The organism is Pseudomonas sp. FG47 (assembly GCF_057809115.1).
In genome coordinates this window covers 1-11,827 of the sequence record NZ_JBMDJI010000003.1, presented here as the reverse complement: position 1 = coordinate 11,827, position 11,827 = coordinate 1, and the positions used below count along the sequence as shown (strand labels likewise).

Sequence of the window (11,827 nt, the reverse complement as noted above, 5' to 3'; positions counted from 1 at the left end):
TCAATGGCTGAGCGCTTTGAGTTGCTCCTGGCGATTGGCCTCATAGGCCTCGCGCGCCATCGGCCGCGCGTGCGGATTACCCAGGTCTTGCATCGCCAAGCGGTGTGTTTCCGGCGCCAGGTAGGCGGCGAAGGCACACACGCAGGTGATCACGAACGCCAGCCCACCGACCACCAGCGGGATGTTATCCGACCCTGGTGGCGCCACGGTGGCGAACAGCGCTGGCAGCATGGCGGTGATCATGGTGCCGATGTTCTGGGCGATGGCCATGGCCGAGACCCGGTGGCGGGTGTGGAACAGCTCCGGGTAGAAGCTGGGGAACACCGCGTTGTACCCCTGGTAGACCATGCCCCACATGATGATCGAGGCGGCGAATGCCAGCGGCACGTGCTGGATGCTGATCGCGTACAGGTAGACGAATGCCAGCAGCCCCGAACCCAGGCAGCCGGCGATCATGGTCGGGCGCCGGCCAATCCGGTCGGAGAGGTTGCCGACGAAGGGAATCACCAGCACCGCGACGATATTGCCCACCACCGGGATCCACAGGTACACGCTCTTGTCGAAGCCGATGCCGTAGGCGGGTTGTACCGCGTACGCGGCGCCGAAGATGGTGGCGACCACCGGGATCACGTTCATCAGGGCCATGAACATCACCAGCAGCATATGCCGCCAGCTGTGGCGGAACGCTTCGCTGATCGGTGACTTGACCACCTTGGCTTGTTGCTCTTCCTGGACGAACGCCGGGGTTTCGTGCACCTCCTTGCGAATGATGAAACCGGCGATCAGCACCACCGCGCTCATCAGGAAGGGAATACGCCAGCCCCATTCGTTGAACGCTGCGCTGGGCATGAAATAGGCCAACGGCAGGAACACCGCCGCCGCCATCACCTGGCCGGCCTGCACGCCTTGCAGGGTGAAGCTGGCGTAATAGCCGCGGCGCCCGAACGGCGCATGTTCCATGATCATCGAGCTGGCCCCGGAAATCTCGCCGGCCACGGCGAAGCCCTGGATCAGTCGCAGCACCACCAGCAGCGCCGGGGCCAGCAGGCCGATGTCGTGGTAGGTGGGCAACAGCCCGACGGCCATGGTCGACAGGCCCATCAGGAACATGCACAGCAGCAGCACGTTCTTGCGCCCGCGGGTATCACCCCAGTGGCCGAGCACGAAGGCGCCGACAGGGCGCGCCAGGTAGCCGACGCCGTAGGTGGCCAGCGAGGCGATGATGGCCATCTTCGGGTCGCTGGAGGGGAAGAAGATCTGCGGGAAGATCAGCGCCGCGGCCTGGGCATAGATGAAGAAGTCGTAGTACTCCAGGGCAGAACCGATCCAGCCGCTGGCAGTAGCTTTGCGCGCTTGGGAGCTTGAGTGGGCCATGTTGTCTCCGTTGTTCTTGTCAGGGGCCGGTGGGTCAGTGCTGGAGGCACGAACGGCGGCTATGAGGAGAAGACGAACGAGGCATTGCGCAGCGTAGGGCGAGCAAGGTGTGCATAGGTCGGTACCCGTTTTCTTGAACTTATTATGTGGTGACGTTGGGCGTTGCAGCGCAGGGCCCGCCGAACGACCGGGCTGACCTGCGGCTGCTGTTCATGGTTGTGCACGAGGGCTGCTGAAGCAATTCGCCAAACGGGGTTTTGTTCGATAATCGAACAAAAACTAACTGTTCCGTACAAAGTGCGTTGCGAGGGCGACTTTACCTGCGAATAATCGATGCTGCCAGGCGCGACGTGCCAGATCCGCCCCATTTTTCCTGGATACGGGCTAGCCCTGGCACCAGTGGCCTCCCTAACAACAAGGAACTCCCCCATGCAGCGTTCGATTGCAACCGTGTCCTTGAGCGGCACCCTGCCGGAAAAACTCGAGGCCATCGCCGCCGCGGGCTTCGATGGCGTCGAGATATTCGAAAACGATCTGCTGTATTACGCCGGCAGCCCCCGCGAGATTCGCCAGCGCTGTGCCGACCTGGGTATCGCCATCAGCCTGTTCCAGCCGTTTCGCGACTTCGAAGGCTGCCCGCGCGAGCGTTTGCGCAAGCACCTGGACCGCGCCGAGCGCAAGTTCGACCTGATGCACGAACTGGGCACCGACCTGGTGCTGCTGTGCAGCAATGTGCAAGCCGATGCCCTGGGCGATGAGCAACTGCTGGTCGACGACTTGCGCCTTCTAGCCGAGCACGCCGGCGCACGCGGTCTGCGTATCGGCTACGAGGCCCTGGCCTGGGGCCGTCATGTCAACACCTACCAGCAGGTCTGGAATCTCGTGCGCCAGGCTGACCACCTGGCCCTGGGGGTGATTCTCGACAGCTTCCACACCTTGTCGCTCAAGGGCGACCCAGGGGCCATCGGCGACATCCCCGGCGAGAAGATCTTCTTCGTGCAGATGGCCGATGCGCCGATCCTGGCCATGGACGTGCTGGAATGGAGCCGGCATTTTCGCTGTTTTCCAGGGCAGGGCGAGTTGGACTTGGCGGGTTTTCTGGCGCCGATCCTGGCCAGCGGTTACCAGGGCCCCTTGTCGCTGGAGATCTTCAACGATGGCTTTCGCGCAGCGCCTGCCCGGCAGACCGCGGCCGACGGCCTGCGCTCATTGCTGTACCTGGAAGAAAAGACCCGCCTGCAGCTGCGGCGCGAGGCGCGCAGCCTGGCGCCGGACCTGCTGTTCGCGCCGCCTGCGGCCAGCCGCTACGAGGGTGTGGAGTTCCTTGAGTTCGCCGTCGACGAAAGCGTCGGCGCGCGTCTGCAGGGCTGGCTCAAGCGTCTGGGGTTCGCCACTGCCGGCCGCCACCGCAGCAAGGCAGTGAGCCTGCTGCGCCAGGGCGATATCAACATCGTGCTCAATGCCGAACCGTATTCGTTCGCCCACAACTTCTTCGAGGCCCATGGGCCATCGCTGTGCGCCACCGCGCTGCGGGTCAGCGATGGCCAGGCGGCGCTGCAGCGCGCCACGGCCTACCGTGGCCAGCCGTTCCGTGGGCTGGTGGGCCCCAACGAGCGCGAGATCCCGGCGCTGCGCGCGCCGGATGGCAGCCTGTTGTACCTGGTGCAAGCGCAGGGCGCAGGGCAGGGTATCTACCACAGCGACTTTCATCTGGACGGCCAAGCCCAGGCTAGCGGCGGTTTGCTGCGGATCGACCATATGGCCCTGGCGTTGCCGGCCGAGGCGTTGGACAGCTGGGTGCTGTTCTACAAGAGCCTGTTCGACTTCAGCGCCGATGATGAAGTGGTGCTGCCCGACCCTTACGGCCTGGTCAAGAGCCGCGCGTTGCGCAGCCCCTGCGGCAGCCTGCGCGTGCCGCTGAACATTTCCGAGAACCGCAATACCGCGATTGCTCACGCCTTGTCCAGTTATCGAGGCTCGGGCGTGCACCATGTTGCTTTCGCCTGCGAAGACGTCTTCCGCGAAGTGGCGCGGGCCAAGGATGCTGGCGTGCCATTGCTGGAGATCCCGCTGAACTACTACGACGACCTGGCGGCGCGCTTCGACTTCGATGACGAGTTCCTCAGCGAGTTGGCGTATTACAACGTGCTGTACGACCGCGATGCCCAGGGCGGCGAGCTGTTCCATGTGTATACCGAGGCGTTCGAGGGGCGCTTCTTCTTCGAGATCCTGCAGCGCAAGGGCGGCTATGCCGGCTATGGCGCGGCCAACGTGGCGGTGCGCTTGGCGGCGATGGCCAAGGCACGCAAGGGCAGCGCTTAGGCGCTGCTCGCCCGCAAGGCTGGCGCCTGCGCTGCTGGGGCCGGCCAACACCGCGCTTCCCTGCATCGCCGCGCTCACGGATAATCGCCCGGATTCCCAAAACGAGCCTGTGAGTCGGTATGAGTGATTCGGTAGCCAAGCCCGAAGTCGAAGGGCTGCGCAAATCGCGCAAGAACAACCCGGAAAAGACCCGCGAGAACATTCTCCAGGCCGCCATTACCGAGTTCGTCCAGCAGGGCCTGGCCGGTGCCCGGGTCGACGCCATCGCCGAGCGCACCGCCACCTCCAAGCGCATGATCTACTACTACTTCGCCAGCAAGGAGCAGCTGTACCTCGAGTGTCTGGTCAAGCTCTACGGCGACATTCGCAAGACCGAGCACAGCCTTGAGCTCGAATCGCTGCCGGCCGAGCAGGCAATCCAGCGGCTGGTGGAATTCACCTTCGACCACCACGACCGCAACGTCGATTTCGTACGCATCGTCTGCACCGAGAACATTCACTACGGCGAGTACGTCAAGCAGTCGCCGGTCATTCGCGAGATGAGCAGCCTGGTGCTGCAGGCTTTGGGGCGAACCCTGGCGCGCGGGGTGGAGGAGGGCGTGTTCCGGCCTGGCATCGAGGTCATCGACCTGCATATGCTGATGAGTTCGTTCTGCTTCTACCGGGTGTCCAATCGCCACACCTTTGGCGATATCTTCCAGATCGACCTGGCCGATGAACAGGTCAAAAACCGCCACAAGCAGATGATCTGCGAGGCGGTGATGCGTTACATCAAGGCCTGAGCCCGTCAGCAAGGCCGGCCATCCACCGCGTCGCCAGGTTGCCTACAAGACGCCACGCTGCTGCAAGTGGGCAAAATGCGCCTGCATGCGCCCGGCATCGGCTGCCCGGCCGCTGAACAGCTCGAACGCCTTGACCGCCTGAAACACCGCCATGCTGCCGCCATCGAGGGTGCGGCAGCCCAGCGCCCTGGCGTGGCGCAGCAGTTCGGTTTGCAACGGGAAGTAGATGATCTCCGCCACCCACAACCCGGCATGCAGCAGTTCCGGCGGCAGGGGCGTGCCTGGCAACTTGGCCATGCCCACCGGCGTGGTGTTGACCAGCCCATCGGCCTCGGCCAGGGCCCCCGCCAGGTCGCTGCCAAGCATGGCCCGACCACTGCCAAAGCGTTGGCGGAGGTTATCGACCAACCCTTGCCCGCGGGCAAGGTCCACCTCGAACACCAGCAGCCGCTCGACCCCTTCGCCGAGCAGCGCATGGGCAACCGCCGCGCCAGCACCACCTGCGCCCAATTGCACCACCCGGCGCCTGGCGACATCCGGCAAGCCCCGGCGAAAGCCCTCGGCAAAACCCAGGCAGTCGGTGTTGTGGCCGATTCGCTTGCCATCGCGTAGCACCACGGTATTCACCGCGCCGATGCCTCGCGCCTCGTCCGACAGCTCATCGAGCAGGTCAAGGATCGCCTGCTTGAACGGGAAGGTGATGTTCAGCCCGGTAAAACCTGTGCGTTGCGCCGCTTCGAGCAACTGCGCCAGAGCGCTGTCGGGTAGCCCGAGCTGGTCGGCGTCGATCAGCCGGTATAGATAGCGCAGGGCCTGCGCGTCGCCCTCGTGCTCGTGCAGCGCTGGCGTGCGCGAGGCCTGGATACCACGGCCGATCAGGCCGGCGAGGATGCCTTGGCTGTTCATGCCGCTTGCTCCTTCAGGGTCTGGCGCAAGTAACTCAGGGCCATGGCGTAGCCCTGGCTGCCGAGGCCGCAGATCACTCCGACGGCGATCCCCGAGACAAACGACAGATGCCGGAACGGCTCGCGTTTGTGCACGTTGGACAGGTGCACTTCGATCACCGGCAGCTCGGCGGCGAGCAAGGCATCGCGGATGGCCACCGATGTGTGGGTCCAGGCGGCGGGGTTGATGACGATGCCGTGGCAGCGGCCACGGGCGGCATGGATCCAGTCGAGTAGTTCGCCTTCGTGGTTGGTCTGCCGAAACTCCAGCTCAAGGCCCAGTTCGTGGGCGCTGGCGGCGCACAGGCTGGCCAGGTCGGCGAGGGTTTGCTGGCCATATTGGATAGGTTCGCGGCAGCCCAGCAAGTTCAGGTTGGGGCCGTTGAGCACGAGGATTCGGGGGGGCATGGTGGGGCATCGCTTTGTTGTTTTTGGATGCCTTGGATATTTGTACTATCTGGTTAGTTTCGTCAAATGCTGCCGCCCAAGATCCGGGCGATAATCGCACATCGAAGCCGTCTGCAAGGTTGGCGCCTACACGGCGTCTGGTGTCGATTACAGAATTGTAATGTTCATGCCACCGCCCCGATAACCAGCGCTCCCTAAAGTCCCACGCCAAAGCATTCCGCCGCTTGTCGACGAGGACTTCCGCCGTGCCCATCCCCCGCAAGATCGCCTGGCTCTGCCTGCTCCTGGCTGGCCCCGCCAGCGCCCAGAGCCTGAGCCTGGACCAGGCGCTCAGCGCCGCGTTCGCGCAAAACCCCGAACTGGCCGCTGTCGGTCGTGAAATCGGCATCGCCGAGGGCGAGCGCCGCCAGGCTGGGTTGCTGCCCAACCCCGAGCTGTCCTGGGAGGTCGAGGACACCCGGCGCAACACCAGCACCACCACCGTGACCCTCAGCCAGGCCCTGGAACTGGGCGGCAAGCGCGGCGCGCGCATCGAGGTCGCCGAGGCCGGCCAGGCCGTGGCCCGGCTTGAATTGGAGCGCCAGCGCAACGGCCTGCGCGCCGATGTGATCCAGGCGTTTCATGCGGCCTTGCGCGCGCAGACCGCGCTGGAACTGGCGCAGCAGTCCCAGGCCTTGACTGAGCGTGGGCTACGGGTGGTGGAAGGGCGGGTGCGGGCTGGCCAGTCTTCGCCGGTGGAAGCGACCCGTGCCCAGGTTCAGTTGGCCCAGGCCCAGGCGGCGGTACGTCGCGCCCAGACCGAACGCAGCATTGCCTGGCAAGCCCTGGCACGGCTGACCGGCAGCGCCGAGGTGGGTTTCGAGCGTCTCGACAGCGCCAGCCTTTCGCCTGGCCCGGCGCCACGTGCCGAGCCGCTGCTGGCCAAGGTCGAGCAGACCGCCGACTGGCGCCTGGCTGCGGCGCAGGTCGAGCGAGGCGAGGCCGGCCTGGGCTCGGAAAAGGCCCAGCGGATCCCCAACCTGACCGTCAGCCTGGGCAGCCAGTACAGCCGCGAGGACCGCGAGCGGGTCAACGTGGTGGGGCTGTCGATGCCGCTGCCGTTGTTCGACCGCAACCAGGGCAACGTGCTGGCCGCCGCGCGGCGCAGCGACCAGGCCCGCGACTTGCGCAACGCCGTCGATCTGCGCCTGCGCAGCGAGACCCGCAGCGCCCTCGACCAGTGGGCCACGGCCATGGGCGAGGTGCAGGCCTACGACCGCACCATCCTGCCGTCGGCGCAGCAGGCGGTGGACACCGCCACCCGTGGCTTCGAGATGGGCAAGTTCGCCTTCCTCGATGTACTCGATGCGCAGCGCACGCTGATCGAGGCGCGGGGGCTGTATCTGGACGCACTGGCTGCGGCCACCGCCGCGCGGGCGCAGGTGGAGCGGATTTACGGCGATCTGGCGGTAGACCGCTGATGCATTCGTTCGCCGCCAAGCCAGCTCCTACAGGTTCCGTAGGCGCCGGCTTGCCGGCGAAAGGGCCGCGCAGCGGCCCCGGCGATTCGACTGACGACCCTTCCCAGCAGGAACAACAATGACCAACCCACGCAAACTCGCCATCCTCGCCGCCGCCATTGCCGCCCTCGGCCTGGGTGGCCTGGCCTGGACCGGCACCCTCGGCCAGGCCTCCAGCGGCCAGGCCCAGCAAGACGACCACGGCCATGCCGAAGAACAGGACGATGGCCACGGCCATGGCGCCTCGGAAGGCGAGGGCGAAAATCACGGTGAGGAAGAGGGCAAGCTGCACCTCAGCGCCGAGCAGATCCAGGCCGCCGGCGTGCAACTGAGCACCGCCGGCCCGCGAACCCTCGGCACCGCCATCAGCTTCCCAGGCGAGATCCGTTTTGACGAGGACCGTACCGCTCATGTGGTACCTCGGGTGCCGGGCGTGGTCGAGTCGGTGCAGGCCGAGCTCGGCCAGGCAGTCAAACGCGGCCAGGTGCTGGCGGTAATCGCCAGCCAGCAAATCTCCGAACTGCGCAGCGAGCAGCAGGCCGCCCAGCGCCGCCTGGAGCTGGCCCGCCTGACCTTCAGCCGCGAGCAGCGACTGTGGCAGGAGCGCATCAGCGCCGAGCAGGACTACCTGCAAGCCCGCCAGGCCTTGCAGGAGGCCGAGATCGCCGCCGCCAATGCCAGGCAGAAGGTCGCCGCCGTGGCCCCGGCCGGCCAGGGCAACCGCTTCGAGTTGCGCGCGCCCTTCGATGCGGTGGTGGTGGAAAAGCACCTGACCGTGGGCGAGGTGGTGGACGAAACCAGCAACGCCTTCACCCTGTCCGACCTGAGCCGGGTCTGGGCCACCTTCGCCGTGGCCCCGCGAGACCTGGACAAGGTGGTCAGTGGCCGTGGCGTCAGCGTCAGCGCGCCGGACCTCGGCGCCGAGGTGCAGGGCAAGGTGAATTACGTCGGCAGCCTGCTCGGTGAGCAAAACCGTGCGGCGACCGTGCGCGCCACCCTGAACAACCCCAACGGCGCCTGGCGCCCGGGCTTGTTCGTCAATATCGCGGTTACCGTCGAGCGCTTCGACGCCGCCGTGGTGGTGCCGCAAAGCGCCCTGCAGACCTGGGAGGAGCAGACCGTGGTGTTCGTCCGCACCGAGCAGGGCTTCGAGGCCCGCCCGGTCAAGCCCGGGCGCCGCGACAGTGGCCAGGTGGAGATTCGCGAGGGGCTCGCCGCCGGCACTGTCGTTGCCGCCGCTGGCAGCTTCGTTCTCAAGTCCGAGCTGGGCAAAGGCTCGGCCGAACACAGCCACTGACCGGGGACGCCTTCCATGTTCGAACGCCTTATCCAGTTCGCCATCGAGCAGCGCCTGGTGGTGATGCTCGCCGTGGTGCTGATGGCCGCCGTGGGCATCCACAGCTACCAAAAACTGCCCATCGACGCGGTGCCCGACATCACCAACGTGCAGGTGCAGATCAACACCGCCGCGCCCGGCTATTCGCCGCTGGAGACCGAGCAGCGCATCACCTTCGCCATCGAGACCGCCATGGCCGGGTTGCCGGGCCTCAAGCAGACCCGCTCGCTGTCGCGCTCGGGCTTGTCGCAGGTAACGGTGATCTTCGATGACGGCACCGATATCTTCTTCGCCCGGCAACTGGTCAACGAGCGCCTGCAGGTGGCCCGCGAGCAGTTGCCCGAGGGCATCGAGGCGGCCATGGGGCCGATCTCCACCGGCCTTGGCGAGATCTTCCTGTGGACGGTAGAGGCCACGCAAGGGGCGCTGAAGGACGACGGCACGCCCTATACCGCCACCGACCTGCGGGTGATCCAGGACTGGATCATCAAGCCGCAGCTGCGCAATGTGCCTGGCGTGGCCGAGGTCAATAGCATCGGCGGCCACGCCAAGCAGTACCTGATCGCCCCGGAGCCCAAGCGCCTGGCAGCCTACAAGCTGACCCTCAACGACCTGATCGCCGCGCTGGAGCGCAACAACGCCAACGTCGGCGCGGGCTATATCGAACGCAACGGCGAGCAATTGCTGATTCGCGCGCCGGGCCAGGTGGCTTCGGCCGAGGACATCGCCAGCATCGTCATCTCCAGCGTCGATGGCGCGCCGATTCGCGTCAGCCATGTGGCCCAGGTCGGCCTGGGCCAGGAACTGCGCTCCGGCGCCGCCACCGAGAACGGCCGCGAGGTGGTGCTGGGCACGGTGTTCATGCTGATTGGCGAGAACAGCCGCACGGTGTCCCAGGCGGTGGCGGCCAAGCTCGAGGAAATCAACCGCAGCCTGCCCAAGGGCGTGGTGGCGATTACCGTGTACGACCGCACCAACCTGGTCGAGAAGGCCATCGCCACGGTGAAGAAGAACCTCATCGAAGGCGCGATCCTGGTCATCGCCGTCTTGTTCCTGTTCCTGGGCAATATCCGCGCGGCGCTGATCACCGCCATGGTCATCCCGTTGTCGATGCTGTTCACCTTCACCGGTATGTTCAGCAACAAGGTCAGCGCCAACCTGATGAGCCTGGGGGCGCTGGATTTCGGCATCATCGTCGACGGCGCAGTGGTGATCGTCGAGAACGCCATTCGCCGCCTGGCCCATGCCCAGCAGCGCCACGGGCGCATGCTGACCCGCGCCGAGCGCTTCCACGAGGTGTTCGCCGCCGCTCGCGAGGCCCGTCGGCCGTTGATCTACGGGCAGTTGATCATCATGGTGGTGTACCTGCCGATCTTTGCCCTGACCGGGGTCGAGGGCAAGATGTTCCATCCCATGGCGTTCACCGTGGTGATGGCGCTGTTGGGGGCGATGATCCTCTCGGTGACCTTCGTCCCGGCGGCGCTTGCCCTGTTCGTCACTGGCAAGGTCAAGGAGGAGGAGGGCGTGGTCATGCGCACCGCCCGCGGCTGTTACGCGCCGGTGCTGGACTGGGTGTTGGGCCGGCGCAACCTGGCGTTCGCCGCGGCTGCCTTGGTAGTGCTGCTGTCGGGTGTGCTGGCCAGCCGCATGGGCAGCGAGTTCATCCCCAGCCTCAGCGAGGGTGATTTCGCCTTGCAGGCCCTGCGCGTGCCGGGCACCAGCCTGTCGCAGTCGGTGGACATGCAACAGCGCCTGGAAAAGACCATTATCGCCCAGGTGCCGGAGGTCGAGCGCGTATTTGCCCGTACCGGCACCGCCGAGATCGCCTCCGATCCGATGCCACCGAACATCTCCGACGCCTATGTGATGCTCAAGCCGCGCGAGCAGTGGCAGGACCCGGGCAAGCCGCGCGAGGCGCTGATCGCCGAGGTGCAAAAGGCCGCCGCCAGCGTGCCGGGCAGCAACTACGAGCTGTCGCAGCCGATCCAGCTGCGCTTCAACGAGTTGATTTCCGGGGTGCGCAGCGATGTCGCGGTGAAGGTGTTCGGTGATGACATGGCGGTGCTCAACCGCACCGCCGCGCAGATCGCCGCCAGCCTGCAGCAGGTGCCGGGGGCTTCGGAGGTGAAAGTCGAGCAGACCACTGGCCTGCCGGTGCTGACCATCGATATCGACCGTGACAAGGCTGCGCGCCACGGCCTGAACGTGGGCGATGTGCAGGACGCCATCGCCATCGCCGTGGGCGGGCGCAGCGCTGGCACGCTGTATGAGGGCGACCGCCGCTTCGACATGGTGGTGCGTCTGTCCGAAACGCTGCGCACCGATGTCGATGGGCTGTCCAGTCTGCTGATCCCAGTGCCCGCCAATGCCGCGAGCGGCGCGACGCAGATCGGTTTCATCCCGTTGGCGCAGGTGGCCACGCTGAACCTCGAGCTGGGCCCGAACCAGATCAGCCGCGAGGATGGCAAGCGCGTGGTGGTGGTCAGCGCCAACGTGCGCGGGCGTGACCTGGGGTCGTTCGTCGAGCAGGCGTCGCAGGCCTTGATCGACCAGGTGCAGATCCCACCTGGCTACTGGACCCGCTGGGGTGGCCAGTTCGAGCAGTTGCAGTCGGCAGCCGAGCGCCTGCGGGTGGTGGTGCCGGTGTCGCTGCTGCTGGTGATGGCCTTGCTGCTGATGATGTTCAACAACCTCAAGGACGGGTTGCTGGTGTTCACCGGCATTCCCTTCGCCCTCACCGGGGGCGTGCTGGCGTTGTGGTTGCGCGACATTCCGCTGTCTATCTCCGCCGGCGTGGGCTTTATCGCGCTTTGCGGTGTGGCGGTGCTCAATGGCCTGGTGATGATCGCCTTCATCCGCAACCTGCGCGAGGAAGGGCGTGGCCTGCGCGCCGCGGTCGAGGAGGGTGCCTTGACCCGCTTGCGGCCAGTGCTGATGACCGCGCTGGTGGCGTCGCTGGGGTTCATCCCGATGGCCCTTGCCACCGGTACCGGTGCCGAGGTACAGCGACCGCTGGCGACGGTGGTGATCGGCGGCATCCTGTCGTCGACGGCGCTGACCTTGCTGGTGCTGCCGGCGTTGTACCAGTGGGCGCATCGGCGCGATGAGCCAGGGGTAGCGTAGGCCCCTGCCGCGGGGGGGGGGGGGGGGGGGGGGGGGGGG

8 protein-coding genes are annotated in these 11,827 nt (G+C 66.1%); 5 read left to right on the top strand and 3 right to left on the bottom strand.

Annotation, left to right across the window (positions count from 1 at the left end; translation table 11 throughout):
* Positions 1–1,374 carry an MFS transporter gene (locus ACODS5_RS04330; RefSeq protein WP_489108028.1) on the bottom strand — a complete coding sequence of 458 codons (1,374 nt, stop codon included), beginning with the start codon at positions 1,372–1,374 and terminating at the stop codon, positions 1–3.
* Positions 1,375–1,803: 429 nt separating this feature from the next.
* Here ACODS5_RS04330 and quiC point away from each other — a divergent pair, with 429 nt between their 5' ends.
* Positions 1,804–3,696: a 3-dehydroshikimate dehydratase QuiC gene (gene quiC, locus ACODS5_RS04325; protein WP_489108027.1), complete on the top strand. Its 1,893-nt coding sequence runs from the start codon at positions 1,804–1,806 to the stop codon at positions 3,694–3,696.
* A gap of 119 nt (positions 3,697–3,815) precedes the next feature.
* Entirely contained in the window at positions 3,816–4,478 is a 663-nt protein-coding gene (locus tag ACODS5_RS04320; protein ID WP_134692939.1) for a TetR/AcrR family transcriptional regulator, read from the top strand.
* A gap of 42 nt (positions 4,479–4,520) precedes the next feature.
* On the opposite strand, the gene ACODS5_RS04315 is transcribed toward ACODS5_RS04320, so the two are convergent.
* Together ACODS5_RS04315 and aroQ are read right to left on the bottom strand one after the other, a co-directional pair.
* Positions 4,521–5,384 (bottom strand): shikimate dehydrogenase, encoded by an 864-nt coding sequence (locus ACODS5_RS04315; protein WP_134692940.1) that lies wholly within the window; start codon positions 5,382–5,384, stop codon positions 4,521–4,523.
* Positions 5,381–5,830: a type II 3-dehydroquinate dehydratase gene (aroQ, locus tag ACODS5_RS04310; RefSeq protein ID WP_134692941.1), complete on the bottom strand. Its 450-nt coding sequence runs from the start codon at positions 5,828–5,830 to the stop codon at positions 5,381–5,383. The genes ACODS5_RS04315 and aroQ overlap by 4 nt, the downstream gene beginning before the upstream one ends.
* A 245-nt stretch (positions 5,831–6,075) precedes the next feature.
* On the opposite strand from aroQ, the gene ACODS5_RS04305 reads away from it, so the two are divergent.
* The 3 genes from ACODS5_RS04305 to ACODS5_RS04295 all read left to right on the top strand — a co-directional run bounded on the left by ACODS5_RS04305 (position 6,076) and on the right by ACODS5_RS04295 (position 11,788).
* Positions 6,076–7,290 carry a TolC family protein gene (locus ACODS5_RS04305; RefSeq protein ID WP_489108026.1) on the top strand — a complete coding sequence of 405 codons (1,215 nt, stop codon included), beginning with the start codon at positions 6,076–6,078 and terminating at the stop codon, positions 7,288–7,290.
* Between the two features lie 118 nt (positions 7,291–7,408).
* Positions 7,409–8,626: an efflux RND transporter periplasmic adaptor subunit gene (locus tag ACODS5_RS04300; RefSeq protein ID WP_134692943.1), complete on the top strand. Its 1,218-nt coding sequence runs from the start codon at positions 7,409–7,411 to the stop codon at positions 8,624–8,626.
* A gap of 15 nt (positions 8,627–8,641) precedes the next feature.
* On the top strand, positions 8,642–11,788 hold the full coding sequence (locus ACODS5_RS04295; protein WP_489108025.1) for a CusA/CzcA family heavy metal efflux RND transporter: 3,147 nt from the start codon (positions 8,642–8,644) through the stop codon (positions 11,786–11,788).
* The last annotated feature ends 39 nt before the right edge of the window (positions 11,789–11,827 follow it).

Coding starts and splice junctions, on each gene's coding strand:
- ACODS5_RS04295 (WP_489108025.1), top strand. CDS start 8,642: ATGTTCGAACGCCTTATCCAGTTCGCCATCGAGCAGCGCCTGGTGGTG.
- quiC (WP_489108027.1), top strand. CDS start 1,804: ATGCAGCGTTCGATTGCAACCGTGTCCTTGAGCGGCACCCTGCCGGAA.
- ACODS5_RS04315 (WP_134692940.1), bottom strand. CDS start 5,384: ATGAACAGCCAAGGCATCCTCGCCGGCCTGATCGGCCGTGGTATCCAG.
- ACODS5_RS04320 (WP_134692939.1), top strand. CDS start 3,816: ATGAGTGATTCGGTAGCCAAGCCCGAAGTCGAAGGGCTGCGCAAATCG.
- aroQ (WP_134692941.1), bottom strand. CDS start 5,830: ATGCCCCCCCGAATCCTCGTGCTCAACGGCCCCAACCTGAACTTGCTG.
- ACODS5_RS04300 (WP_134692943.1), top strand. CDS start 7,409: ATGACCAACCCACGCAAACTCGCCATCCTCGCCGCCGCCATTGCCGCC.
- ACODS5_RS04330 (WP_489108028.1), bottom strand. CDS start 1,374: ATGGCCCACTCAAGCTCCCAAGCGCGCAAAGCTACTGCCAGCGGCTGG.